General features: G+C 64.4%; 27 protein-coding genes. 11 read left to right on the top strand and 16 right to left on the bottom strand.

From position 1 onward, the window contains the following. The first annotated feature begins 9 nt into the window (after window positions 1-9). Window positions 10-1,305, top strand: coding sequence for a cytochrome P450 (locus AC1D09_RS05705; RefSeq protein WP_477660823.1), 1,296 nt, complete (start codon window positions 10-12; stop codon window positions 1,303-1,305). On the opposite strand, the gene AC1D09_RS05700 is transcribed toward AC1D09_RS05705, so the two are convergent. Beyond that, window positions 1,302-1,709: a thioredoxin family protein gene (locus AC1D09_RS05700; RefSeq protein WP_477660822.1), complete on the bottom strand. Its 408-nt coding sequence runs from the start codon at window positions 1,707-1,709 to the stop codon at window positions 1,302-1,304. The genes AC1D09_RS05705 and AC1D09_RS05700 overlap by 4 nt on opposite strands. A gap of 101 nt (window positions 1,710-1,810) precedes the next feature. Between AC1D09_RS05700 and AC1D09_RS05695 the strand changes: the two genes are divergently transcribed. Next, window positions 1,811-2,194 carry an Mpo1-like protein gene (locus tag AC1D09_RS05695; RefSeq protein ID WP_477660821.1) on the top strand — a complete coding sequence of 128 codons (384 nt, stop codon included), beginning with the start codon at window positions 1,811-1,813 and terminating at the stop codon, window positions 2,192-2,194. Window positions 2,195-2,230: 36 nt separating this feature from the next. Here the strand turns inward: AC1D09_RS05695 and AC1D09_RS05690 are convergent, their stop codons facing one another. From AC1D09_RS05690 to AC1D09_RS05675, 4 genes are all read right to left on the bottom strand, one after another. After that, window positions 2,231-2,473, bottom strand: a complete 243-nt coding sequence (locus AC1D09_RS05690; protein ID WP_477660820.1) for a hypothetical protein — start codon at window positions 2,471-2,473, stop codon at window positions 2,231-2,233. Beyond that, complete coding sequence (locus tag AC1D09_RS05685) at window positions 2,470-2,658, bottom strand: DUF3606 domain-containing protein (protein ID WP_477660819.1); 189 nt, start codon at window positions 2,656-2,658, stop codon at window positions 2,470-2,472. The genes AC1D09_RS05690 and AC1D09_RS05685 overlap by 4 nt, the downstream gene beginning before the upstream one ends. A gap of 246 nt (window positions 2,659-2,904) precedes the next feature. Continuing rightward, window positions 2,905-3,141, bottom strand: a complete 237-nt coding sequence (locus AC1D09_RS05680; protein ID WP_477660818.1) for a hypothetical protein — start codon at window positions 3,139-3,141, stop codon at window positions 2,905-2,907. Between the two features lie 106 nt (window positions 3,142-3,247). Next, window positions 3,248-4,462: a YihY family inner membrane protein gene (locus AC1D09_RS05675; protein WP_477660817.1), complete on the bottom strand. Its 1,215-nt coding sequence runs from the start codon at window positions 4,460-4,462 to the stop codon at window positions 3,248-3,250. Window positions 4,463-4,495: 33 nt separating this feature from the next. Here AC1D09_RS05675 and AC1D09_RS05670 point away from each other — a divergent pair, with 33 nt between their 5' ends. From AC1D09_RS05670 to xth, 7 genes are all read left to right on the top strand, one after another. Beyond that, on the top strand, window positions 4,496-4,870 hold the full coding sequence (locus tag AC1D09_RS05670; protein WP_477660816.1) for a DUF2069 domain-containing protein: 375 nt from the start codon (window positions 4,496-4,498) through the stop codon (window positions 4,868-4,870). 15 nt (window positions 4,871-4,885) lie between these two features. Beyond that, window positions 4,886-6,310 carry an FAD-binding oxidoreductase gene (locus AC1D09_RS05665; RefSeq protein ID WP_477660815.1) on the top strand — a complete coding sequence of 475 codons (1,425 nt, stop codon included), beginning with the start codon at window positions 4,886-4,888 and terminating at the stop codon, window positions 6,308-6,310. A 140-nt stretch (window positions 6,311-6,450) separates the two neighbouring features. Beyond that, window positions 6,451-9,459, top strand: a complete 3,009-nt coding sequence (locus AC1D09_RS05660; protein ID WP_477660814.1) for a hypothetical protein — start codon at window positions 6,451-6,453, stop codon at window positions 9,457-9,459. A gap of 42 nt (window positions 9,460-9,501) precedes the next feature. Further along, a complete protein-coding gene (locus AC1D09_RS05655; protein ID WP_477660813.1) occupies window positions 9,502-10,338 on the top strand; it encodes a thymidylate synthase in 837 nt (278 codons plus the stop codon). A gap of 14 nt (window positions 10,339-10,352) precedes the next feature. After that, entirely contained in the window at window positions 10,353-10,838 is a 486-nt protein-coding gene (locus AC1D09_RS05650; RefSeq protein ID WP_477660812.1) for a dihydrofolate reductase, read from the top strand. Between the two features lie 38 nt (window positions 10,839-10,876). Then, a complete protein-coding gene (locus AC1D09_RS05645) occupies window positions 10,877-11,470 on the top strand; it encodes a DUF4337 domain-containing protein (protein ID WP_477660811.1) in 594 nt (197 codons plus the stop codon). A gap of 42 nt (window positions 11,471-11,512) precedes the next feature. Further along, a complete protein-coding gene (gene xth / locus AC1D09_RS05640; protein WP_477660810.1) occupies window positions 11,513-12,289 on the top strand; it encodes an exodeoxyribonuclease III in 777 nt (258 codons plus the stop codon). A 206-nt stretch (window positions 12,290-12,495) separates the two neighbouring features. Here the strand turns inward: xth and ntrC are convergent, their stop codons facing one another. From ntrC to AC1D09_RS05595, 9 genes are all read right to left on the bottom strand, one after another. Next, window positions 12,496-14,007: a nitrogen regulation protein NR(I) gene (gene ntrC, locus AC1D09_RS05635; protein ID WP_477660809.1), complete on the bottom strand. Its 1,512-nt coding sequence runs from the start codon at window positions 14,005-14,007 to the stop codon at window positions 12,496-12,498. A 95-nt stretch (window positions 14,008-14,102) separates the two neighbouring features. Beyond that, window positions 14,103-15,209 carry a nitrogen regulation protein NR(II) gene (gene glnL / locus AC1D09_RS05630; RefSeq protein WP_074575549.1) on the bottom strand — a complete coding sequence of 369 codons (1,107 nt, stop codon included), beginning with the start codon at window positions 15,207-15,209 and terminating at the stop codon, window positions 14,103-14,105. A gap of 27 nt (window positions 15,210-15,236) precedes the next feature. Further along, window positions 15,237-15,764, bottom strand: a complete 528-nt coding sequence (locus AC1D09_RS05625) for a hypothetical protein (protein ID WP_477660808.1) — start codon at window positions 15,762-15,764, stop codon at window positions 15,237-15,239. Window positions 15,765-15,933: 169 nt separating this feature from the next. Beyond that, window positions 15,934-17,349: a type I glutamate--ammonia ligase gene (gene glnA, locus AC1D09_RS05620; RefSeq protein ID WP_007869429.1), complete on the bottom strand. Its 1,416-nt coding sequence runs from the start codon at window positions 17,347-17,349 to the stop codon at window positions 15,934-15,936. Window positions 17,350-17,576: 227 nt separating this feature from the next. Beyond that, on the bottom strand, window positions 17,577-18,401 hold the full coding sequence (locus AC1D09_RS05615) for a competence/damage-inducible protein A (protein WP_477700970.1): 825 nt from the start codon (window positions 18,399-18,401) through the stop codon (window positions 17,577-17,579). A 12-nt stretch (window positions 18,402-18,413) separates the two neighbouring features. Then, window positions 18,414-19,343: an EI24 domain-containing protein gene (locus AC1D09_RS05610; protein WP_477660806.1), complete on the bottom strand. Its 930-nt coding sequence runs from the start codon at window positions 19,341-19,343 to the stop codon at window positions 18,414-18,416. Window positions 19,344-19,386: 43 nt separating this feature from the next. Then, window positions 19,387-20,349, bottom strand: coding sequence for a sterol desaturase family protein (locus AC1D09_RS05605; RefSeq protein WP_477660805.1), 963 nt, complete (start codon window positions 20,347-20,349; stop codon window positions 19,387-19,389). Window positions 20,350-20,354: 5 nt separating this feature from the next. Further along, a complete protein-coding gene (locus AC1D09_RS05600; protein WP_477660804.1) occupies window positions 20,355-21,131 on the bottom strand; it encodes a polysaccharide deacetylase family protein in 777 nt (258 codons plus the stop codon). 49 nt (window positions 21,132-21,180) lie between these two features. Beyond that, entirely contained in the window at window positions 21,181-22,194 is a 1,014-nt protein-coding gene (locus AC1D09_RS05595) for a YVTN family beta-propeller repeat protein (RefSeq protein ID WP_477660803.1), read from the bottom strand. Window positions 22,195-22,324: 130 nt separating this feature from the next. Here AC1D09_RS05595 and AC1D09_RS05590 point away from each other — a divergent pair, with 130 nt between their 5' ends. Further along, window positions 22,325-23,113: an alpha/beta fold hydrolase gene (locus tag AC1D09_RS05590; protein ID WP_477660802.1), complete on the top strand. Its 789-nt coding sequence runs from the start codon at window positions 22,325-22,327 to the stop codon at window positions 23,111-23,113. A gap of 3 nt (window positions 23,114-23,116) precedes the next feature. Here the strand turns inward: AC1D09_RS05590 and AC1D09_RS05585 are convergent, their stop codons facing one another. Then, complete coding sequence (locus AC1D09_RS05585) at window positions 23,117-23,707, bottom strand: putative pterin-binding protein (protein WP_477660801.1); 591 nt, start codon at window positions 23,705-23,707, stop codon at window positions 23,117-23,119. Window positions 23,708-24,012: 305 nt separating this feature from the next. Between AC1D09_RS05585 and AC1D09_RS05580 the strand changes: the two genes are divergently transcribed. Beyond that, a complete protein-coding gene (locus AC1D09_RS05580) occupies window positions 24,013-24,549 on the top strand; it encodes a hypothetical protein (protein ID WP_477660800.1) in 537 nt (178 codons plus the stop codon). A gap of 28 nt (window positions 24,550-24,577) precedes the next feature. On the opposite strand, the gene AC1D09_RS05575 is transcribed toward AC1D09_RS05580, so the two are convergent. After that, window positions 24,578-25,318, bottom strand: coding sequence for a pseudouridine synthase (locus tag AC1D09_RS05575; RefSeq protein WP_477660799.1), 741 nt, complete (start codon window positions 25,316-25,318; stop codon window positions 24,578-24,580). Window positions 25,319-25,379: the final 61 nt, after the last annotated feature.

Raw genomic sequence — 25,379 nt, 5'->3', positions numbered from 1 at the left:
GGTTTCACCATGACTGACGCTGCGCCCTTTGCCATCACCCCGGCCATGCCAGCCGACCGCGCGATGGAGATCGCGGCCGGCTTGGACCTGCGCGCCCTGCCCGCGGACTTTTACGCCAACCCTTATCCGGTGTACGCAGCGCTGAGAGAACACGAGCCCCTGCGCCGCATGCCCGACGGCTCCTTCTTCCTGACCCGCCATGCCGACCTGGTGGCCGTCTACCGCGATGCGCAGATTTTCAGCTCCGACAAAAAAGTGGAGTTCGAGCCCAAGTACGGCGCGGCTTCGGCGCTGTTTGAGCACCACACCACCAGCCTGGTATTCAACGACCCGCCGCTGCACACCCGCGTGCGCAAGCTCATCATGGGCGCGCTGACGCGGCGCGCGATTGCCGACATGGAGCCCGGCCTGGTGACGCTGGTCGACGGCCTGCTCGATGGCATCGCGGCCAAGGGCGGCGGCGACCTGGTGGAAGACTTCGCCTCGGCCATTCCGGTGGAGATCATCGGCAACCTGCTGGGCGTGCCGCATGCCGACCGCGCGCCGCTGCGCGGCTGGTCGCTCGCGATACTGGGCGCGCTGGAGCCCAGGCTCACGCCGGAGCAGGAAGCCCTGGGCAACCACAGCGTGCGCGAGTTCACGGCCTACCTGCGGGACCTGGTGGCCGACAGGCGCCGCCGACCGGGCGACCCCGAGCACGACGTACTGACGCGGCTGATAGGCGGCGAGACGGCCACGGACAAACTCAGCGAAACCGAGCTGCTGCAGAACTGCGTGTTCATCCTCAACGCCGGCCACGAGACCACCACCAACCTGATAGGCAATGCGCTGGTGGCGCTGCAGGAGCGGCCGGCGGCCCTGGCCGGCCTGCTGCCCCGCATGCAGGCACTGGCGCATGACGCTCAGGGTCTTGAGGCCTTGCTGGCGCCGGCCGTCGATGAGTTCCTGCGTTTTGAGTCGTCCAACCAGCTCAGCAACCGGCGCGCGCTGGCCGATGCGACCATTGGCGGCGTTGAGCTACCTGCCGGCAGCCTGCTGACGCTGTGCATAGGCGCGGCGAACCGCGACCCGGCCCAGTTTGCGCGGCCCGACGAGCTGGACCTGGCACGCCGGGACAACCGCCACCTGGCCTTCGGCTTCGGCATTCACCAGTGCGCCGGGCTCAGCCTGGCGCGGCTCGAGGGCCGCATCGCGATCGGCCGTTTTCTCCAGCGTTTTCCGGATTACCGGTTAAGCGCCAGCCCCACGCGCGGCGGCCGTGCGCGCTTCAGGGGCTTCCTCAAGGCGCCGTTTTCCGTCGCCTAGCCGGCCCTGACCCAGTGCTGGGGCGCCGCCGCCAGGCCCCGCAGCAAGGCCTGGGTAGAAAGCGAATGGGGCGTGGCGGGCTGGCCCGGCTGCGCCAGTGAATCGAGCAGGCGCGCGAGGGTTTGCGCTTGCGGCATCAGCGGCCCCAGAAAACGCGTGCCGCCCGCATCGGCGACCAGCAGTGTGGGAAAGGTCTCCACGTCGATGTCGCCGACCAGTTCGGCCTCGTCCTCGATGTCCAGCCAGGCAAAGCGGCTGCCCGGATACCGCGCCGCCACCTGCGCGAAAACTTCAGCGTAGTCGCGGCACAGGCCGCACCAGTCAGCGCACAGGCAGACCACCCAGTTCACGGGAAGCTCCGGCGAGCTGGAGGGTGCCGCTGGCGGCGTTGTAGGGAGGGTCATGCGGGGGAGAAAGCAAGGATTGACTATTATGGCCAGGCCCGCAAAATGGTGAGCGGCACGGGGCTATCACGACGGTGGCCCGGTGCAGGAGACACACCACCATGAATGCCACGCCCAGCGACGCCGTGCAAGGCGGCCAGTCCACGACATCCCTCAGCCCGCCCGTCGACCCGCGCAGCTTCGACTCCTTCGCGAGCTTTTACCCGTTCTACCTGGGCGAGCACCGCAACCCGATTTGCCGGCGCCTGCATTTTGTGGGCTCCAGCCTCACGCTGCTGTGCCTGGCGGCCTTGGTGGCCACGCGCAACCCGTGGTGGCTATTGGCCGGGCTGCTGTGCGGTTACGGCTTCGCCTGGATAGGCCACTTCGGCTTTGAAAAGAACAAACCCGCGTCCTTCAAGCGGCCGCTTTACAGTTTTATGGGCGACTGGGTCATGTACCGCGATATGTGGGTACAGGCCTTCAAGCGCCTGAAGAACACGTAAAAAGGCACTTAAAGGCGGCGTGGGTGAAGGCGGCGGCTAATGCGGGCCCTGGGGCTGGAAGATGCTGGCCTTGAGCGCCTTCAGGCAGGCCGCGCCGGCGTGCAGCGCGGCTTCATGGGTGGGATAGGGATGGTCTGAGCCTTCGATACGGACATCGGCGCCGCGCTCATCGGTGGACAGCTGGGTGACCACCCAATAAAACAGGCCGGCCGAGGGTTCCTTGACACGGACCGCGAGCGGCCCGGGCTGCAGGGGAAGCATGGGGGGCATGGCGCTCATAAAGTCCTCCCCAGCTCATTGCTCACGTCCTTGGCGGCGGGGCCGACCTCGGCCACGGCCACGCGCAATTCCAGTTCACTGCAGGCCAGCGCAGCGACCCAGTAGTTCAGGGAGGCTTCCTGGTTGATGTCGATAGGCTCGTTTTTCAGGGACGCATCGGCGATCAGATAAGCAGGTGGTGTCACGGTTTTCTCCGGCTGGGGTTGAGGGATGCGGAGAATCTTGGCCCGTGCCGCGCCTGCGCCTTGTAAGAATCCGACCCGCCCGCTTGAAGTCACGGCCGAACAAAAGCAACGAAACGTGGCGGAGGTGACCAAGGCTTAACAACCTTGACAAAAGCTTGACGCCTTTAAAACCTGAGCTTATGAGCTTCTACCCGAACCAGGGCGCGCAGGCCCGAGCCTGTTTCTGCGGCGGCCTGTGTGCAAGGCTCAGGCGCCAGGCTCGCCTTCCACACGTATGCCAAGCTGCTTGATCTTGACGCGCTGCTCCACGGCCTGGCTCCACTGCTCGAAGTCTTCGTTGGTGGGCGCGGGGCCGCTGCCGGTCTGGTAGGCCCACATCTTGGCGGTCAGCTCTTCATAAATCTGCTTGGCATCGCGCTGCGCCTGCCGCTCCTGGGCGATGGCGCCGTCAAGCTTTTCCCGGGCATTGGTTTTTGCTGGCATCTTTCTGTGCATTGAAAAACAAGGGGGTTTGATTTTGTTACGGCGCCTTGTCGCGAACAAGAATTCCCCTGGCGGTTTATCGGTTTTTCCGGGGTGAAGCAGCGCCTTACAGCGCGTCGCGCAGCCGCAGCTCGGGCCAGCGGGCTTTTCGCCACAGGCCCTGCACCGCCTCGGCCTTGTCGAGCAGCAGCTCCTGCATCAGCGGCTCCAGGGGCGTGGCATCGGCGTCGGCCAGCAGCAGGAAGCGGGCCTCGTCCTCGCCTTCCGATTCGTTGAGCTGGCCCACCCAGTCCAGCGCCACCAGGGTTTCCAGCACCGGCTCGAGTTGCAGCCCGTCCACCTGGAGCCGCTCGGCCAGCTGCGAGGCGCTCAGGCCTTTTCGCGGCGTCGACAGCGCCTGGTGCAGTTGCTGCAGCACTTCGATGGCGAGCTGGAAGTACCAGCCGTGCGCGCTGCCGCGGCGCGCGACGCCGGCCAGCAGGCTGGGCAGGTAGGCGGCGATCACCGCGCCCATCAGCACGATGACCCAGGAGACGTAAATCCACACCAGCAGGATAGGCAGGGTCGCGAAGGCGCCATAGACCAGCGAATAAGTGGGCACCGCGCCCAGGTAAAGGCTGAGCGCGCGCTTGGCCACCTCGATGCCGGCGGCGACGAACAGCCCCCCCGCCCAGGCGTGCGACCATTTCACAAAGGTGTTGGGCACATAGCGGTACATCGCCGCCATGCCGCCGGCCACCAGGAAAAACTGCAGGACGCTGAGCAGGAAACGCAGGCTGACCGGCAAGGCGCCCACCAGGCCGCCCGAGGCCGACAGCACATAGGAGGTGACCGCCAGGCTGGCCGCCAGCAAAAGCGGCCCCAAGGTGATGGCGGCCCAATAGATCAGCACGCGCTGGGCCAGCGAGCGCGCCTTCTTGACGCGCCAGATGCCGTTCAGGGTGCGGTCAATGGTGAGGATGAGCGCGATGGCCGTGACCAGCAGCACGGCCAGGCCGGCAATGCCCAGCTTGTTGGCCTGGCGGCTGAACTGCGTGAGGTAGCCCAGCACCTGGCGCGCGATGTTGTCGGGGATCAGGCTCTGCACCAGCCAGGCCTGCAGCGCGCCCTGCAGCTTCGAAAACATCGGGAAGGCCGTAAAAATCGCCAGCGCCACGGTGAAAAAAGGCACGAGCGCGATCGAGGTGGTAAAGGTCAGACTGCTGGCCGTCAGGCCCATGTGGTCTTCGCGGAAACGGTCGCGCAGGGTCAGTGCCGTGCCGCGCCACGGGAAGTGCGACAGGTCGGCCAGGAGGTCCTGCAGGTATTGCTGGAATTTCATCCCCGGTATCATGCCATTGAGATTTGGACGAAGATGAACAAAACAGAGCAAATAGACCTTACCCGCCGCCTGGCGCTGGCCAGCCTGCTGGGCCTCATCGTGCTGGGCCTGGCCTGGGAAATGTGGCTGGCGCCCCTGCGGCCGGGCGGCTCGCTGCTGGCGCTCAAGGTGCTGCCGCTGTGCATACCCTTGGCCGGCATCCTGAAAAACCGCATGTACACCTACCGCTGGCTCAGCCTGCTGGTGTGGCTGTATTTCACCGAGGGCGTGGTGCGGGCCTGGAGCGACCGCGCGCCGGGCAACTACCTGGGCCTCATTGAAGTCCTGCTGTGCCTGACGCTGTTTGCCGCCTGCGCGCTGCATGTGCGCGTGCGCCTGAAAAATACCCCGGTCCCCTCAACCCCCTAACCTGAAACCAACACCGTGAGCACGCACAACCCCCTGATTGAATCCCTGCGCCAGATCGTAGGCGTGGCCAATGTCCTGACCGACGGCGACCTGACGCCCTGGGTGCAGGACTGGCGCAAGCGCGAAACCGGCAAAGCCCTGGCCGTGGTGCGTCCTGGCTCCACGCAGGAAGTCGCGGCCGTGGTGAAAGCCTGCGCCGCGGCCCGCGTGAGCATCGTGCCGCAAGGCGGCAATACCGGCATGGTGGTGGGGTCCACACCGGACGCCAGCGGCACGCAGGTCGTGCTGAGCCTGACGCGCATGAACAAGGTGCGCACGCTGGACGCCGGCAACCTGACCATCACGGTCGATGCCGGCTGCGTGCTGCAAAACCTGCAGGAAGCCTGTGAAAAAGCCGGTTTCCTGTTTCCCCTGAGCCTGGCCTCGGAGGGCAGTTGCACCATAGGCGGCAATCTGGGTACCAACGCCGGCGGCACCCAGGTCGTGCGCTACGGCAACACGCGTGACCTCTGCCTGGGGCTGGAAGTCGTGAATGCGCAGGGTGAGATCTGGGACGGCCTCACGGGCCTGCGCAAAGACAACACCGGCTACGACCTGCGCCACCTGTTCATAGGCAGCGAAGGCACGCTGGGCGTGATCACCGGCGCGACCATGAAGCTGTACCCCATGCCCAAGTCCCAGCTCACCGCCTTTGCCGCCGTGCCTTCGCTGGAGGCCGCCGTGCAGTTGCTGGGCCTGGCGCATGAACACCTGGGCTCGGGCCTGACCGGTTTTGAGGTCATGGGCCAGTTCGCGCTCGGCCTGGTGGCCAAACATTTCCCGCAGCAGCGCGTGCCCTTCTGGCAGGAGCACGCCTGGTGCGTGGTGCTGGAGAACTCGGACAACGAATCGGAAACCCATGCGCGTGAATGTTTCGAGCGCCTGCTCGAGGCCGCCATGGAGGCCGGCTGCGTGGCCGACGCCGTGGTCGCCGAAAGCATGGCGCAGGCCCACGCGCTGTGGCACATCCGTGAAAGCATCCCGATGGCGCAGGCCGAAGAGGGCCTGAACATCAAGCACGACATCTCGATCAATGTGTCGCGCATCCCGGAGTTCGTGGCTGAAACCAATGCGCTGCTGCTGGAGCGTTTTCCGGGTGCGCGCATGGTCGTCTACGGCCACCTGGGCGACGGCAACCTGCACTACAACGTGCAGGCGCCGGAGAATGAAGACCAGGCGCGCTTCCTCAACGAAAAAGAGAGCCCCATGAATGCCCTGGTCTACGAAGCCGTGGACCGCTACCGGGGCTCGATCTCGGCCGAACACGGTGTCGGCAGCCTCAAGGTGGACACCCTGCCCAAGCACAAATCAGCCGTGGCGCTGGACATGATGCGCGCCATCAAACAGGGCCTGGATCCCCATAACCTGATGAACCCCGGACGGGTGCTGCAGACAGAATAAGGCACGCGCCGATGCATAGATCGCTCCTTGCCCTGCTCGCACTCGGCAGCTTGGCCGGGATGGCGGGCGCCACGTCGCCGGCGCCACCACAGCCCCCGCCCCCAGGCCCACGTGAATGCATCGATACACCGGCGCCTGACGTGAAACACCTTGCTGCCGACACGCTGCCCGTGCACCGCGCGCTGGCGGCTCACCTGCTGCAGAGCCGCGAACCGTCGTTCTCGTGTGAATCGGCCAGCTTCCGCTACGAAGGCGTAGCGGTGTCAAAGGACGAGATTCGCGTGCAGTCCCGCCACCGGAAGACAGGGAAACTGCACGCGGAGGTGACCTATGGAAAACACTACAACATAGGGAGCCTGCGCAAGCACGGCGAGGTGCAGGCTTTCGGGCCGCGTGGCCAGAAGCTGTTCACCGAGTACCACTGCTTCGGTTTCGCCGTGGGCTTCCACAGCTACTACGACGCCACGGGAAAGCTGGCAGGCGTAGCCGACCACACGAACAGCGACTACCGCCACGAAACTCAACCCTCTGGAGGTCACCGCGTGACGCGAGACCGGCAGACGGAGCAGTGGCAGCAGTTTGTACAGTTCCGTGAGGTCTTCACCGTGGCCACGACCGGCAGGCAACGCGTGGAGTTCGGGGGCAACACCATCTTCGGCCAGCATTGGAGATTGCTTGATCCCGCCACTGCCGTTCGTACGTGGACTGCGCCGGGGCCGCAGGGCACTGTCCGGGATCCCAATCGCCCCCAAACGACTGCGGAACTCGTCAACGTACCGTTCGAATACCAGCCATTCTGGGAACTCTATGTGCGCAAGGCGAACGGAGTACCCGCGCCTGAACCAGTACCCGCGTACACGCGTGAAGTGTTGCAATGTCCCTGGATCTCTCAGGCGATGTCGCTTGCCTCCACCGACTCTCGCTTCGCCTTTCCGTCAGTGCCGTCTAGTCCTGGCCCCGATCGCGTCGCAAGTCGGCGCACGACGTACCTGCGCTGCCTGGAATCGCCCAGTGCCGAATGCTTGCTCGACTTCGCGATGGAACGGGCGCGCGAAGCAGACTCGAATCGCGGCACCTTCTTGGTGGGACTAGCGGTCGCATCGCTCGCGATGAAGCAACCCCATTGGGCATCGGAAGCCCTCGCAGACCTGCGTTCGACTGCCGGAAACTATTCGGAACCCAACCCCTACCTGGCGCCGTGGGCCGCCTTGAACGCTGCCGCGGCACGCCAGTCGGGTCGCGAAGCCGATGCGCTCCAATCTGCGGAGCAAGCCGTATGGCAGGCCGGGGGAACGCCAGCCGGGTATCGAAGCGAGAATCTGTTGCGCGGCACGGTATCGGCCGCCCAGGTTCTGGCAGAAAACGGCTTTGTGGAACACGCCAACCGCATCCGTCTGCAATTGCTTGCACGTAACGCGCGCCACGCCGAGGCGCTACTGCTGCCGGTCGCCCTGGCGTATGCGCGTGCTGGCGCCTCTGCGCCAGCGCGCGCCTTGGCGGGCGAGCAGCGTCGACACGCCCAGGTCGCACCCGCAACGGCTACCACGCCCCTCACGCAGCAGCCTGATGAAATGGAATTTGAGTTTGCAGCACGCAAACGGAGTTACGACGACGCCATAGTGCGCATTGGCGCTGGCCCCAACGCAAAGCCTGCTGCTGCAGCGTGCGCGGCGGCTCGTGAAAGCGCACAACGGTTGCGAGAGGGCGACGCCACGGTTTTGACCTTCTCCACGGCGGCGGATGCCGGTGTCCGTCTTGCGCAGTGTGACGACACGGCGGGAGCGATCACCCTCGTGCGCGAGGCCCTGCGCCTCGCGGACGCCGAGCCCGTCTGCCGCGGTGACATGTGCTGGGGCTTCCCGGGCAAAGCCCGGCAGGAGGTAGTGCTGAAGGTGATCGAAGCCCGTCAGCTTCAGTTGCTTGAGGACGGAAGCGTTGCAGGACTGTCCACATCGGCGAAAATTGCCTACGCTGGCGGGCTAGCGCGCCAAGGAAAGCCGGAACAAGCACAGGCAAGCCTGGATGCCATACGCGGCATCGACGGAGCTCCTGCAGCTGCTCTGGCCACGGCCCTACTCGAAATCGCCGTCGCGCGCGGCCGCACCGAGGCCATTGCCACAGCGAGTCGTGATGCGTTGAGAACGGCAACCGGTCTGGATCGAAGCACCTCGAGAGCCGAGGCATTGATGGCCTTGGGCCGTGTGCATGCCAATCGCAACGCGTGTACGGACGCACTTTTCGTTTTCGGACTGGGACGATCCACACTCGTACAAGCTCTCGCCGGCAAGTTGGCTCCGATAGAACGCAACGCCCACTATCACCTGCTGGGCGAGTTGGCGGTGAGCTACGCGCAGTGCGGCAGCCCCGAGGAAGCTCAGGCAACGTTATCCATCCTCAGCGCGCCGTTCGCGGTCTCATGGCCAGCACAATCGGCGAACGACATAGATGCGATTGAACTGGAGATCGCGCTTCACGACGCTCGGGCGGGCAACGCGACAGAAGCGCTGCAGAAGATCAAAACGCTGCGACCATCCCCGGCTCGTTTCGCGGCGCTGGCGGAACTGGATCGCGCTATCGGCGATATCGCCGCAGAAAAGTCGGCTGTGACACAGCTTGCCGCTGCCGACTTTCTGCTGCTGGAGCAATACTTCCTGACGGCAGCCACAAGTGCCGAGCGGCGCGCCCTGCTGGGGCACGCTGCACATCTGGTGCGGTCCCATCGTGCCGCACCTTGGGCCCCCGATGCGCTGGCGCAATTGACGACGCTGGCGAGGTCCCTGGAAGCTTCTGCCTGGCGCGCACGCGCCTTGTGCGATGCAGGCAGTGCCGCTACCGCTTTAAGTGACGCCGGAAGCACCGCATTGTTCGACGAAGCATCGCGAGCTATGCGCGCTCCGCGGCCGGTGACATTTCCGCTTGATCCCCAACCGTACGGCGCATGCGCGTATTGGCTGCGTGAGGCAGGGCAAGTGGAACAAGCGCGCGCCGCAGAGAACTTGCTGATGGTCGATCTGCGGCGACGCGCGACAGAAACCGCCGGCATTTTAGACCGCGGCGACACCGGCACGCTGATAAACTTGGCGATCGCTTTCCATGAAGCCTTGAAGGGCGAACTGCTAGTGGACTGGCCTCTGCGCGGCCGACCCTGAGCGCAGCGAATAAAATCGCCGTAACGCCTCACCGGACTCCCCATGATCGTCTCCCGCCCCATACGCTCCCAATACGAAGATTTCATGCGCCATGTGGACACGCACGGCGTCTTCAAGGCCGACCGCACCGGCACCGGCACCAAAAGCGTGTTCGGCCACCAGATGCGCTTTGACCTGAACGAGGGCTTTCCGCTGGTGACCACCAAGAAGGTGCACCTGAAATCCATCGTCCACGAGCTGCTGTGGTTTTTGCAGGGCTCCAGCGACAACAACTGGCTCAAGGAACGCGGCGTCACCATCTGGGACGAATGGGCGCGGCCTGACGGCGACCTGGGCCCGGTCTACGGCGTGCAGTGGCGCAGCTGGCCCACACCCGACGGCGGCCACATCGACCAGATCAGCGAAGTCATCAAGACGCTCAAGACCAACCCCGATTCGCGCCGCATCATCGTGAGCGCCTGGAATGTGGCCGACCTGTCCAAGATGGCGCTGATGCCCTGCCACGCGTTTTTCCAGTTCTACGTGGCGCCCTCCGAGGTGCAGGGCCAGCCCGGCAAGCTGAGCTGCCAGCTCTACCAGCGCAGCGCCGACATCTTCCTGGGCGTGCCCTTCAACATCGCCAGCTACGCCCTGCTGACCCACATGGTGGCGCAGCAGTGCGACCTGGGCGTGGGCGACTTCATCTGGACCGGCGGCGACTGCCACATCTACAGCAACCACCATGAGCAGGTCGCGCTGCAGCTGAGCCGCCAGCCCTTCCCCTACCCGACGCTGCAGATCAAGCGCAAGCCCGAATCGATCTTCGACTACCAGTTTGAAGACTTCGAGTTCCTGGACTATCAGCACCACGAGGCGATCAAAGCGCCGGTGGCTGTTTAGCTCGGGATCCAGGCATGACACGCATCCACATGATCTTCGCCCGCGCCGCCAACGGCGTGATAGGCCGCGACAACACCATCCCCTGGCGCCTGCCGGAAGACATGGCGCGCCTCAAGCGCCTGACCACCGGCTGGCCGGTCATCATGGGCCGCAAGACCTGGGATTCGCTGCCGCCCAAATTCCGCCCCCTGCCGGGCCGGGCCAACATCGTCATCACGCGCCAGGCCGGCTGGAAGGACGCCGGCGCCGAGACCGCGGCAAGCCTGCCCGATGCGCTGGCGCTGTGCGCGGCTTCCGAAGAGGTGTGGATCCTGGGCGGCGCGCAAATTTACGCGCAGGCGATGCCGCTGGCACACCGCATCGAAGTCACGGAGATTGCGGAGAATATCGAGGGCGACGCCTTCGCGCCGACGCTGGGCCCCGAATGGCGCCAGACGGCGCGCGAGGACCATGTATCGGCCACGGGGATGAAGTTCAGCTTTATCACCTACGAAAAATAAACCACCCACAACCCACAACAACACGAGAGGGAATTGATATGTCAGGAGGCGGATTTCACGTGCACGGACCCCACGACCATGAGCTTGAGCACGCGGCCCAGGGCGGCCACGGCGGCCATGAAAACGGCGGCGGCATGATCGCGCAGATCGCGGTGATCACCGCCATCATCGCGACCATAGGCGCCATCTTTGCCTACATGGGCGGCGCCACGCAGGCCAATGCGGGCCTCTACAAAAACAACGCGGCCATCAAGAAGACCGAGGCCTCCAACCAGTGGAATTACTTCCAGGCCAAGAGCACCAAGCAGTCGCTGGCCGAGCTGGCCCGCGACCTGGCGCCCGAAGACAAAAAAGCCGGCTACCAGGGCAAGGTGGACCGCTACGAAAAGGAAAAAAACGAGATCAAGGTGATCGCCGAGAAGCTCGAAGCCGAATCCGCCGTCTGGGACAAGTCCTCGGACGAGCAGATCCACCAGCACCACCGCTGGGCCCAGGCCACCACGGTGCTGCAGGTGGCGATTGCCCTGGCGGCCATCGCGCTGCTGACACGCAAAAAATGGCTGGAATACGGCATGTTCGCCGTGGCCGGCGTGGGCCTGGTGGTGGGTGTGCTGGCCGTACTGCATATCTGACCGCGGACATTCCCCACTTTTCCGGGGCTGGAGCATGAAACCATGAAGATCTCAACCTGGAACGTCAACTCACTCACCGCTCGCCTGCAGCACGTGCTGGACTGGCTGGCCGCCAATCCCGTCGACGTACTGTGCCTGCAGGAACTCAAGATGACGGACGACAAGTTCCCGCTGGAGGCGCTCAAGGCCGCGGGTTACGAAGCTGCCGCCTTCGGTCAGAAGACCTATAACGGCGTGGCCATCCTGTCGCGCACGCCGCTGCGCGAGGTGGTGAAAAACATCGTCGGTTTTGAAGACGAACATTCGCGGGTCATCGCCGCCACGGTGGACGGCCCGGCGGGGCCCATCCGCGTGCTGAACGGCTACTTCGTCAACGGCCAGGAGCCCGGCAGCGAAAAGTTCGCCTACAAGATGCGCTGGCTGGACGGCCTGCAAGCCTATGTGCGCGCCGAGATGGCGGCCCACCCGCAATTGGTGCTGCTGGGCGACTTCAACATCGCGCCGGAAGACCAGGACTCCTACGACCCGGAAGGACTCAGGGACACCATCCACCACACCAGGGAAGAGCGCGAGCACTTCCGCCAGCTGCTGGCGCTGGGCCTGACCGACAGCTTTCGCATGTTCGAGCAGGCGCCCAAAAGCTATTCATGGTGGGACTACCGCATGCTGGGCTACCAGAAGAACCGGGGCCTGCGCATAGACCACATCCTGGTCAGCGAGGCGCTCAAGCCTCAAGTGAAAGGCTGCAGCATAGACCGCGTGCCGCGCAAATGGGAAAAGCCGAGCGACCATGCGCCGGTGACCGTAGAGCTGAAGTAACCCCCTTTCAGGCTCACTTCGTGTAGCCTGTTCCCCCCTTCCAGGGGGCGGCGCTCCGCGGCACCCACTGGTGAAATACCCCCTCTGCATACGCCCTGAATCTTCAAGCCAGCATGAGCCGTGGAACCGGCTTTGCCGGGCCACAGGCGGGCGGCCCCCTCGGGGGGCAGGGAGCTACACGCAGTGAGCGACCGTGGGGGCCACATTCACTCCAGGTGGAGCTCCTGAATCTTCCGCGTGATGGTATTGCGGCCTATGCCCAGTTTCTGGGCGGCCTCGATGCGGCGCCCGCGGGTATTGGCCAGCGCGGTCTGGATCAGCTTGGATTCGAAGCGGCGCGTGAGCACGTCCCACACGTCGCTGCGCCCGGTGGCCAGCAGGGCCAGGGCTTCAGCCTCGAGGCCGCTTTCCCAGTTCTGCCCCACGCCGGCCACAGCCGGTAAAACCGCTTCGGGCGCGGGCCCCGGCAAAGCCTTGTCGCTGCTTGCCGCCCATTCGGTGCGGACAGGATCCAATTTTTCAGCCGGGGCGGGGGATTTTCCCGGCTCGGGAATCATGCCCAGCACTTCGGGCGGCAGGTCCTTGGGCTCTATCACCTGGGCCGGCGCCATGACGGTCAGCCAGTGGCAGATGTTCTCAAGCTGGCGCACGTTGCCGGGAAAACCAAAATTGCTCAGCAGCTGCAGGGCGGTGTCGGAAATCCGCTTGGGCTCGACGCCCAGCTGCTTGGCGCTTTGCTGCAGGAAGTGGCGCGTCAGCATGAAGACGTCTTCGCGCCGCTCGCGCAGCGCGGGCAGGCGCAAACGGATCACGTTGAGGCGGTGGAACAAGTCCTCGCGGAAACCGCCTTCCTTGACGCGCTGCTCCAGGTCCTGGTGGGTGGCGGCGATGACGCGCACATTGGCCTTGACGGCGTTGTGCCCGCCGACGCGGTAGAAATGGCCGTCGCTGAGCACGCGCAGCAGGCGCGTCTGCAGGTCAAAAGGCATGTCGCCGATTTCATCGAGGAACAGCGTGCCGCCCTCGGCCTGCTCGAAGCGGCCGCGCCGCATGGTCTGCGCGCCGGTGAAGGCGCCGCGCTCATGGCCGAAAAGTTCGCTCTCGAGCAGATCCTTGGGGATCGCCGCGGTGTTGATCGCGACAAAAGGCCCGCTGGCGCGCGGCGAATGTTTGTGCAGCGCGCGCGCCACCAGCTCTTTGCCCGAGCCCGACTCGCCGGTGATCATCACCGTCACCATGCTCTGGCTCAGGCGCCCGATGGCGCGGAACACGTCCTGCATGGCCGGCGCCTGGCCCAGCATTTCGGGCGCGGAGGCCATGCGTTCCTCGGCCACCTCCTCGCGCTGGCTTTCTTCCACCGCGCGGCGAATCAGCTCGACCGCCTTGGGCAGGTCAAACGGCTTGGGCAGGTATTCAAAGGCCCCGCCCTGGAAGGCGGAGACCGCGCTGTCCAGGTCGGAGAACGCCGTCATGATGATGACCGGCAGGCCGGGCAGCTTTTCCTTGACCTTTTCCAGCAAGTCCAGGCCCGAGCCGCCCGGCATGCGGATGTCGCTCACCAGGATTTGCGGGCCGTCTTCTTCGGTTGCGTTTTCCAGCGCGGCAAGCACTTCGCGGGGGCTGGTGAAACTGCGCGTGGGAAGGTCCTCGCGAAGCAGGGCCTTTTCCAGAACAAACCGGATGGACTGGTCATCATCAACGATCCAGATCGGTTTCATGTATGCAGTCCCTTTTGTCGTGCTTTCAGCGCGTGGCCCTTCTGGGGAGCCTCCGCGCCGATCGCGTTATGTATCAATCATGCGGCGGACGGATTTCAAGGAAGCGGTATGAGCAGCTTGAAATCCGTACGGCCCGGCACACTGTCGCACTCGATCAAACCGTGGTGTTGCTGCACAAAGGTTTGCGCCAATGTCAGCCCCAGCCCCGAACCGCCCTCGCGCCCCGAGACCAGGGGATAGAAGATGCGGTCTTTGATGGAGTCCGGCACGCCCGGTCCATTGTCGATAACATGCAATTCCAGTGCCAAGCGATAGCGCTGCTTGCCAAAAGTTACCTGCCTGGCGATTCTGGTCCTGAAAGTGATCTGCGCCTTGCCCGCCGCGATGAGTTCGGCGAGCGCCTGCGCGGCGTTGTGGGCGATGTTCAGCACCGCCTGGATCAGCTGCTCGCGGTCGCCGCGGAAGTCGGGGATGGAGATGTCGTAATCCCGCGTGACCTTCAGGCCTTTGGGAAACTCCGCCAGGATCAGCGAGCGCACGCGCTCACACACCTCGTGGATATTCACGTCGCCCACCAGGTGCGGGCGGCGGTGCGGCGCCAGCAGGCGGTCGACCAGGGTCTGCAGCCGGTCCGCCTCATGGATGATGACCTGGGTGTATTCGGTCAGGTCCTTGCCGATCTCCATCTGCAGCAGCTGGGCCGCGCCGCGAATCCCGCCCAGCGGGTTCTTGATTTCATGGGCCAGGTTGCGTATCAGCTCCTTGTTGGCCTGCGCCTGGTCGATCAGGCGCTCTTCCCGCTCCTGCTTGGCCTGCTGCTCCAGCGGCAGCAGCTCCACGATGGCCTCGCCCGGGGTGTCGGTCTGCGCCACCACCACGTGGACCGGCAGCGGTTCATGGTTCAGGCGCCTTAGCCAGGCGTCGTAGCGCAGGGCGGCGAATTCGTTGCTGCCGGCGCCTTCAAGCGCGTTTTGCAGGATCAGCGGCTCGGTGAAACAGTCGGGCAGCTGCGAGCCCTCGATGGTTCGCCGGGAGGTGCCCAGCGCGTCTTCGAGCGCGGCATTGGCGAACACCACGGTGCCGTCGGTGCGTACGACGGCCACCAGCGTGGCCAGCAGGTCGAAGGCCTGGAAACGGGGCAGCCCCGAAACCGGGGCCGAGGAGGATGGGGTGCGGATGGATGGCTTGTTCAAGCCATCCATTTTCACCCAGAAGCCGGCCTTGCGCGCTTAATTAAGGGCGGGAGCGGCGGTCGAAGGGAGCCGGGATATCTCGCGCTTGAGGCCGGCAATGTCGCTCTGGTTACGGGCGATGCTGTCCTTGAGTTCGGCCACGCGGTCCAGGTAGCGCTGGTAGTTGCGGCCCTCAATGCCCTGCTTCTCGGGCTCGCCGTTGTTGTACTCTTTTTGCTGCTCGGCCAGTTTGGCTTCGGCTTTCTTGAGCTCGGCTTCCAGGATGGCCCGCGAATCGCTGTCGCGGGCACGCTGCTCGGGACTGCCATCGGTGCGAGGTCCGCCCGCAGCCGCCACGCGGACCGCGGGCTTGGGCGTGGTGCTCACCGGCGTGCTTGCCACGACCGTGACATTGCCGCCCGAGACCAGCTTGCAGCTGCGCGTCTGCGCCTCTTTGGCGTTGTTGATGTATTCAGGTGTGGAGCCCCCGACACCGGCGCAGCGGTAAACCTGCTGCGCCCATGCGAGGTTCCCCGCGCCGGCCAGCAGCAGGGACAAGGCAGAAAGCAAAAAGGTGTTTTTCATGGAGAACTCCCAATGCCGGTAGGGCAAGGACGGTCTATCAGTATGCGGCAAAGGGGGGAAAACACAAAGCCAGCACACCCACAAGTGCCGGGGGCAATAAAAAAGGACGGCATATGCCGTCCTTTTTTGGCCACAGACTGTAAATAAAAACAGTAGGCGGCTTGGCTGCTTACAGCGAGTAGTACATGTCGTACTCGACCGGGTGCGGTGCCATGCGGAAACGCGTGACTTCGCCCATCTTCAGCTCGATGTAGGCGTCGAGCATGGAGTCGGTGAACACACCGCCCTTGGTCAGGAAACCGCGGTCCTTGTCCAGGTAGTCCAGCGCCTGGTCCAGGCTGTGGCAGACGGTTGGGACTTTTGCGTCCTCTTCCGGCGGCAGGTGGTACAGGTCCTTGGTGGCGGCTTCGCCCGGATGGATCTTGTTTTCCACGCCGTCCAGGCCGGCCATCATCAGGGCCGAGAAGGCCAGGTAAGGGTTGGCCGATGGATCGGGGAAACGCGCCTCGATGCGGCGGCCCTTGGGGTTCGCCACGAACGGAATGCGGATCGAGGCCGAGCGGTTGCGCGAGCTGTAAGCCAGCTTCACCGGGGCTTCGAAGCCGGGCACCAGGCGCTTGTAGCTGTTGGTGCCGGGGTTGGTGATGGCGTTCAGGGCGCGGGCGTGCTTGATGATGCCGCCGATGTAGTGCAGCGCGAAGTCGGAGAGGCCCGCGTAGCCGTCGCCGGCGAACAGGTTCTTGCCGTCTTTCCAGATCGACTGGTGCACGTGCATGCCCGAGCCGTTGTCGCCGGCGTAAGGCTTGGGCATGAAGGTGGCGGTCTTGCCGTAGGCGTTGGCCACGTTCCAGACCACGTACTTCAGGACCTGCGTCCAGTCGGCGCGCTGGACCAGCGTGCTGAACTTGGTGCCGATTTCGTTCTGGCCGGCGCCCGCCACTTCGTGGTGGAACACCTCGACAGGGATGCCCAGCGATTCGAGGATCAGGGCCATCTCGGCGCGCATGTCCTGCGTGCTGTCGACCGGGGGCACGGGGAAGTAGCCGCCCTTGACGGTGGGACGGTGGCCGCGGTTGCCGCCTTCGAGCTGCTTGCCGCTGTTCCAGGGTGCTTCGTACTCGTCGATGGCGAACATGACGTTGCCGGGCTCGTTGCTCCAGCGCACGCCGTCGAAGATGAAGAATTCGGGTTCGGGACCGAAGTAGGCGGTGTCGCCCAGGCCGGAGGCCTTGAGGTAGGCTTCGGCGCGCTGCGCGATGGAGCGCGGGTCGCGGTCATAGGCCTTGCCGTCGCTGGGCTCGACCACGACGCACTGCAGGAACAGCGTGGTTTCTTCGAAGAAGGGGTCGATGTTGGCGGTGTTCGGGTCGGGCATGAGCTGCATGTCCGAAGCCTCGATGCCCTTCCAACCGGCGATGGACGATCCGTCGAAAGCATGGCCCGACGTGAATTTGTCTTCGTCAAAATGGGACACGGGCACGGTCACGTGCTGCTCTTTGCCCCGGGTGTCGGTGAAACGGAAGTCAACGAACTTGACTTCGTTTTCCTTGACCATTTTCATGACGTCTGCGACGGTCTTTGCCATCAAAATCTCCTGTGCTGGATGGGTGGTTGAAAAATTGTCTTCGGGCTATTGAATGCACTTTTTGTGCCAAAGCCATTGGCCGTTCGCTTTCCTGCCAAGCCTCGGATTGTGCCGTCATCTGGCCTCGGTTCCAGCCCCGCAGAAGCCGAAAAGAGAAAAAACACTGCCTGGTAACACGAGCACCATTTAAGTGCATCGCCATAAATGCACTGATTTAGTGCAAAAACTCAACGCACCAATTCAGGGCCGAATTTAAGGTCGAATTTGTGCAGCCCGGCCAGCATGGCCGGGTAGGCCAGGTTGACGGCTTCGGGCGCGCCTTTGACGCCCAGCTCGATATGGCGGCCGTATTCGGGGTGGTCCACGCTGGGCAGGCTGAAGACCTTGACGCCGGCATGCGCCGCCTCAATGGCGAGCATCAGCGGCGTGAGCATGGCTTCCATGGACCCAAAAATGATCACCGATTTTTCGGTGTAAGGCGACTTTTGGTGCAGGTGGGCATACAGCGTGTCGAGCGCCCATTCGATCATCGGCCAGGCCATGACCGGAAACCCGGGCACGAAGTGGACCGCCCCCTGCCCCGCGCGGCAGGTAAAGCCGGGGATCTTGTTGTAGGGGTTGGGAATGATCTCCGCGCCCACCGGGAACACCCCCATGTTCAGGCGATGGATGTTGTCGTCGCGGTCGGGTTCATAGGGCGTGCCCTGCTCTTTGGCCACGTCGGCCATGCGTTCGAGGATCAGGGTTTTGGCCGTGGGATGCAGGGCCAGCTCGGCGCCCAGCGCCTTCGCCGCGCACTGCCGGGTGTGGTCGTCGGGCGTGGCGCCTATGCCGCCGCAGGAAAACACCACGTCGCCGCTTTCGCGGGCCGCCGCGAAAGCGCGCGCCAGCGTGGCGGTGATGCGCGCCGGGTCGTCACCCACATAGTCGGCATAGGCCAATTGCAGGCCTCGCGCGCCCAGCAGCTCTATGGTTTTGGGCAGGTGTTTGTCGGCGCGTTTGCCCGAGAGGATTTCATCGCCGACGATGATCAGGCCGAAGTGAGGGGTCATGTTGTAAAGGGTTCAAGGCAGGGGTAAATCGGGCTTTCCGCCCAGCGAGCCGAAGCGAGGCGCCGGCCCGGGCAGGGCCTCAGGCGCCAGCTCAGCTGCCGTTGTTGCGACCTCGGCCTGCACCAGCGGGTCGGGAGCCAGCGCATTGTTTCGTTTGCGAAGCTGCTCCAGCGCGGCCAAGGTGTAGTGGGCAAACCAGAGCGAGGAAAAGGCGAACACCAGGGTGTAGATCCAGATGGCCACCGGCACCAGGATGGGCGCCATGGCGACGAACATGGCGCCGGAAGCCCAGATCAGGCTGGGCGCGGCGCCCAGGTAGCCGCTGAGCACACCTATGGCCAGCAGCGGCATGCGGTGTTCCTTGAAAATCTGCCGCCGCTCCTCGCTGCTCGCATGGTCGACCATGGCGTCGTAGGACATCACGCGGTAGGTCAGCCAGCCCCAGATCAGCGGCGGCAGCACCAGGATCAAGGGCGGGATCAGCCACAGCGGAATCGACACGACCAGCGCAACCACCGCCAGCAGTGTCGAGCCCAGCGACCAGAACAGGCTGGCCAGCATGGAGCCGCCCAGTTTGCGCTCGAGCTGCGGAAAGCGCCGCGCGGCCACCAGCGACACCATGGCCGGCGTCATCAGCATGGCCACAAACAGCAGCGAGACAATGATGATGACGGGAATAATCAACAACAGCAGCAGCACCTTTGGCAGCACGGTCTGCATTTGGCTCAAGCCCAAGCCCTCCAGCCAGCGAGTCATGGTGCCCACCAGCTCGAAACTTCCGAGTTGCACGCGGATGGCTTCAGCCGCACTGTCCCAGAAGAAGTGGGCCAAGGCCAGGGAAAGTACGCCCATGATCACCAGCGGCAGGATCGACAGCGCAATGACCCGCGGATGCAGGCAGTACATCGCGGCACGCCAGAAAGCATCAAGAAGTTTGCTCATAAAAGCAAGGATACCCCGACCAGGCGTCGGGCAGATTGCAGGCTCAGGCTTTACCGAAAAGGCGCTTCAGGCCCATCCACTGCTGCGACCAGAAACCCTTGCCGTAATCGCGGTTGGCCTCGACCTGGTCGCGAACACCCGTGGGGTCGTAACGCTGCTCAAAATTGGCGGTGCCGAACAGCACGTCCCACCACGGCAGCAGCACGCCGAAGTTATGCCCGCCCAGGACGGTGCGCTGGGCCTTCACGGTCTCATGCCCTATCCCAATACTGTGGTGCAGCCGGTGAAAGCGCGGGCTCACCCACAGGCGCTCGCCGATGCGGCCGAACCAGATGCGCACATTGGCGTGCTGGAAGCTTTCGCTGAGCTGGGTAAAGGCCACGATGGCGATGAACTGGCCGGGCGGCACGCCTATGAGCTGGGCCACCACCACCACGATGGAGTCGACCAGGATGTCGTCGAGCAGGTGGTTGCGGTTGTCGCTCCACATGGTCATTTGCCGCTGCGCATGGTGCAGCGAATGCAGGCGCCACCACCACTCGACCTGGTGCTGGCCGCGGTGCGTCCAGTAAGCAACGAAGTCGAACACCACCAGGTAAATCAGCAGGCTGACCACCGCGTGGTCGGTCACGCCGGGCCAGAGCTGGTCGAGGTGGAAGGTGCCGTAGCCGGCCGTGCGCAATGCGCCGAAGGCTTCGTCGAACCACGGGTCCAGCGTGAAGAACAGCGCGATGCGGAACAGGCCCAGCCGGTGGATCAGCGTGTACAGCACGTCGGTGCGTATGGTGGCGCGGTCGGTGACCGGCTCCACCGGCCGCCAGCGCTGCAGCGGGCCGACAAGGGCCAGCAGGATCAGCACCTGGATCACGCCCACCATGAACCAGGCGGTGGCGTCGTAGCCGTCTTCCAGCAGGTTGCCCATGCCCAGCGCGAACATGGCCGGCTGCACGGCGGCCTCGAACAGCCACTGCTGCGCCGCCGAAAAAAGATCGCTGAACCCGTCCATGCCGTTTATTTTGCAGGCTTGGCCGGGGCCGGGCCGGACTGCGCCTCAATCCAGTCCTTGTACTGGGGATGCTCGCGCAGGGTCTTGAAACAAAAGCCGCGCGACTGCAGGCCGGTGATCAAGGGCTCCAGCACCTTGGGCGCCCACGGGTCCTTGCGCGACCAGATGCCCAGGTGCGCCAGCAGGATGTCGCCGGAGCGCACGTCGCGCAGCGCCTTCTTCAGCAAAAAGTCATTGGGATATTTTTCGCTGGCCAGTTCGTCGCCCAGAAAACCCGCGGGCGACCAGCCCACATGCTCATAGCCGCAGGACTTGGCGGCAGCCAGCAGCGCGGGCGAAGTCTTGCCGCCCGGCGCCCTGAAAAGCGGCAGCGTTTTTTTGCCGGTGATGGCTTCCAGGCGTTTGGCCGACTTGCCGATTTCCTCGCAGTACTGCGCGGCCGTCCAGTTCAGGTCCTTGCCTTCCGACGGGCCCGCCGAGGGCCGCATCTTGAAGCGGGGCGGCTCAGCCCCCGCCACCGGCAGGTCGCCGCGCCAGTACACATGGTCCCAGGTATGGGAGGCGAACTCATGGCCCTCGGCGGCCCGCGCCTTCCACCACGGAGCCCACTCCGCGCCCAGGCTGCCGTCGCCGGTCTGCGTGCGCTCGTTGGCGGCAAAAAACGTGACCTTGACCTGGTGTTTGTTCAGCACCTCGGCCATCATCGGCGCGACGGCCATGTGGCCGGTGTCCAGCGTCAGGTAGACGGGTTTGCAGGGGGCTGCTGCCTGGGCGGGGGGCATGCCGGCCGCCGCCAGGGCAGCGGCAAGCAGCGCAGCCGCCAGGGCCGGCCTACCTTGGCGAGTGATCAAGCGTCCAGACGCCATGCGGGCTCTTTCCAACATTGACCTGGCGCACCACCTTGCGGGTCGCCACATCGATCACGGTGAGCTTGCGCGCCCAGCGCGAGCTCACCAGGATCTGCTTGCCGTCGCGGCTCACCTCGATGCAATCGGGGCCGCCCGGCGCGGGGTAGTTGTCGACCACCTCCAGGGTTTGCAGGTCGATACGGCTGATGGTGTTGGCCACGCGGTTGCTGACCAATATGTGGCGCTTGTCGCCGAAGGCCCGAAAGGCATGGGCGCCGGCGCCGGTCTTGATGGACTTGGTGCGCTGCGGCTGGGCGCCGCTCACGTCATAGACCTCGACGGCGTCGCCGCCCGTCAAACCGACCAGCATGAATTTGTCGTCGGCCGTGCCGTAGACGTCGGCCGGGATGGAGCCGGTCTTGGTGCGCCATTTGACGGCCTGCGTCGCCAGGTCGATGGCGATCAGCTCGTCGCTGTCCTGCATGGTCGAATAAATCGTGGTGCTTTTGCTGTCTATCCACAAATGGCTGGGCGTCTTGCCGGTGGGCACGCGCTTGACCAGCGTGATGTCCTTGCCGTCCCATTTGTAAATGTCGATGTGGTTCAGGCGGTTGGCCGCCGTGACGAACCATTTCATGTCGGGCGAAAAGCGCAGCTGGTAGGGGTCCAGGATGCCGCGCACCGTGCGCTGCACTTCGGCGGTTTTCGGGTCGATAAAGGTCAACGAATCCGACAGCGCATTGGCCACGATCACCGATTTTTCGTCGGGCGTGAGGTAAAGATGGTGCGGCTCCTTGCCGGTGGCGATGCGCCGGGTCTCGGTCCAGGTGGCCGGGTTGATCACGCTGACGCTGTCGTCCAGCGAGTTGAGCACAAAGACGGGTGTGGTGATCCCGGAAGCCGCCGGCGGCGCCGCGGTCTGGGCGGCGGCAGGGAAACTCGTCAGGGCGGCAAGGGCGCACAGCCAGGCGGCTGCAAAACGGGCGGGAACATTCACAAAAACGGTCTTTCTAGGTGCAACCGGTTAGTGTACCGGGCGCCGGCGAGGTTCCCATCCTAAAAGGCCCGCCCCGGTGGGGCCAAATACCCGGAATCCCCGAATCGCCGCCATCCCTTACGATGCGGCGATGGATATGACGCAGATGCTGGAGATCAATGGTGTGCACCTGGAATTGAGGCGCATCACCGGTCAGCCCGGCCTGGCCCCGATTGTTTTCCTGCACGAAGGCCTGGGCTCGGTCGCCTTGTGGACGCAGCGCGGGCTGGACTGGCCGCAGGCCGTCTGCGCGGCAACAGGCCGGGCCGGCATTGTGTATTCGCGGCGCGGCTACGGCAATTCCGCGCCCGTGCCCGAGGTGCGGGGCAGCGGCCGCTTGTTGCCCGACTACATGCACGCTGAAGCCTGGGAGGTGCTGCCCGCCCTGCTGCGGGCCCTGGACATCAGCAGGCCTGTGCTGCTGGGCCACTCCGACGGCGCCACCATCGCCCTGCTCCACGCCAGCCGCCATCCGGTCTCGGCCTGCATCGCCATGGCGCCGCATGTGCTGGTCGAAGACATTGCCGTGCAGGCCATCACCGAAGCCCGTACGGCGTTTGAGTCAGGGGGATTGCGCGATCGCCTGGCGCGCTACCACGCCGACGTCGATGTGGCCTTCTGGCAATGGAACGACATCTGGCTGTCCGATGCCTTTCGCCGCTTCGACATCCGCGAAGAATGCAGCCGCATCACGGCGCCGCTGTTGCTGATCCAGGGCCTGGACGACGAGTACGGCACGATGCGCCAGCTCGATGAAATCGCACAGGTGGCGCCGCATGCCCGGCAGCTGCGGCTGGCGGCCTGCGGGCATTCGCCCCAGCGCGACCAGCCCGGCCAGACCGTGGAAGCGATCACCGACTTCCTGAAGGCCGCGCGCTGAAACTCAGGCCTCTTTGACCTCGATGTGATAGGTCGCCCAGGGGCACCAGGCAAAACGCGCGGAGATCGGCTTGGCCGCCATCTCGGGGAAGCGGTCCGCGTCATACACGGCCCACAGCGGCCCCAGCCCGCCCAGCGACAAAGGCTGGCCGTCCATGTGGGTGGCGACGATAAAGCGGTATTTGGTGAGTTCAGCGGCCGTCACCTGGGCCGCATAGCCGTCCACCGCGCGCACAAACACCGTGGTCTTGTCATTGAGCTTCACGCCGCTGGCCTTGAGCACATCGGCCAGCAGCGGGCCTTTGAGCGTGTGCGGCTTGTTGTCGTATTCGAGTGTGGGCTTGATGGTGACGGCCGGCAGCGCGGCCAGGGTGGCGAAATCAAAGGCCTGCGCCTTGTCGAATTTGATCTTCTGCTTGGCCATCATCTGGTCCAGCGCCGGATCGAGCGCGCCGCGGTTGCCCGCGCCTATCAGCCCGCTGACGGTCAGCACCGTCGGGCCTTTTTGCGCCTTGGGCGCCAGCTGGGCCTGCGCCATTCCAGGCAAGGCGGCAGCGCCCACGGCCGCCACACCCATAAATCTGCGTTTGTCCATGGATTTCTCTCCCCTTTTTGCAAGTTCTACGTACGCTCGCGACGGAGTTTCCGTCTAAAAATTCACACTTAGTCACTAATCAAGCGAAAAGCCGTGTTAAACCTCAAGACAAAGTAGGCAAATAGTCGCATATTGTAAGTACCAGTAACAACCAGGAGTTCGTCATGTACAGAAACTCGGAATGGTCACCGGCGGAGCAGCCCCGTATGGAGCACCTCGCCGAATGGTACAGCCTGTGGTCACGCTGGGTAAACCGGGGGAAACGCCGCATTCCTCAACACTGGCCCCTGCATGCGCGGGTTCTGATGAACAGCGAAGAGTTGCGGGTCTGGCACTGGATGATCAACACCTTTGACGACCACCATGTGCTGGTCAAGATGCCCGTGACCCGCTTCACCCGGCCCAACGCCAATGAAAACAGCCTGTACTGGTATGAAATGCTCCAGAACACCACCTGCACGTTTTCGGTCTGCGCCAGCGACGGCCATGTGGTCGGCTGCGTCGACGTGCCCAAATCCTTCGGCCTGTCCCGCAAAGCCAGAAACCTCAAAAGCAACTTGCTGGCCCAGTGCGGCATTTGTTATGTGGTGCTCAACCCTTCCATGCTGCCGGACCCGGACGCACTCCGCAATGAATTCCTCGGTGAAGAAGCCACCAAAAACCGGCACCTCAAACGTGAAGAGGCGGCCCTCGAAACCGCACGGCTCAGCCTGAAACACACGCTGGCGCAACAGCGCCAGATACGCACGCTCATGGACCAGGAGCACACCAGCAGCATGCCCGGCCACTGGCACGACTCCTTCCTCATACAGTCCAACACCCGACCGGCCGAATTGCGATAAGCGGGACCGGCGATGCGCCGGCCAATGCTCAGCCCGCGATGCGCGCCAGGTCCTGGGCCGTCAGCCAGCGCCATTCGCCTGCCTTGAGGTCGGCCGGCAAATCCAGCGAGCCTATGCGCGAGCGGTGCAGGCCGCCCACCTCCTCCACGCGGTTGCCCACGGCGGCAATCATGCGCTTGACCTGGTGGTATTTGCCTTCGGTCAATGTCAGGCTCAGCTGGTGCTCGCCGGTTTTTTCGCAGGCCGCGGCCCGCACCGGCTTGGGGTCGTCGTCCAGCACCACGCCGGCCAGCAGTTTGGCAACCTGCTTGTCGTCCACCGGGTGCTTGGCGCGCACCTCGTAGACCTTGGGCACATGGTGCTTGGGCGAACTCATGCGGTGGATGAACTTGCCGTCGTCCGACAGCAGCAGCAGGCCCGTCGTGTCCTGGTCCAGCCGCCCCACCGCCTGCACACCGGCCGCCGCACCGCCGCCGCGCTGGCGTATCGGCGCCGGCAGCAGCGTGTAAATGCTCGGATAGGCGCTGGGCTTTTGCGAACACTCATAGCCCGCCGGCTTGTGCAGCATCAAATAGGCTTTTTCATGGTATTCCCAGTCCGTGCCCTGCACCGTGAAGCGCAGGCCTTCGCTGGGCTCGAATTCAGCGGTCGGGTCGTCGCAAGGCGCGCCCGCCACCGCCACATAGCCTTGTTGAACCAGCCCCGCGCACACGCGCCGTGTGCCAAAGCCTTGGGAGAAAAGGATTTCCTGGAGTTGTGTGCTTGCCATGGGGGGTATTGTCGCCGGGCGGCAAGCCGGCACGCGCATGGCGTACATGCCCGGCGAAAAA

It is taken from the genome of Polaromonas sp. P1_A2 (assembly GCF_056406895.1).
The sequence above is the reverse complement of the archived record's forward strand: the minus strand, read 5'-3'. Positions and strand labels throughout refer to the sequence as shown.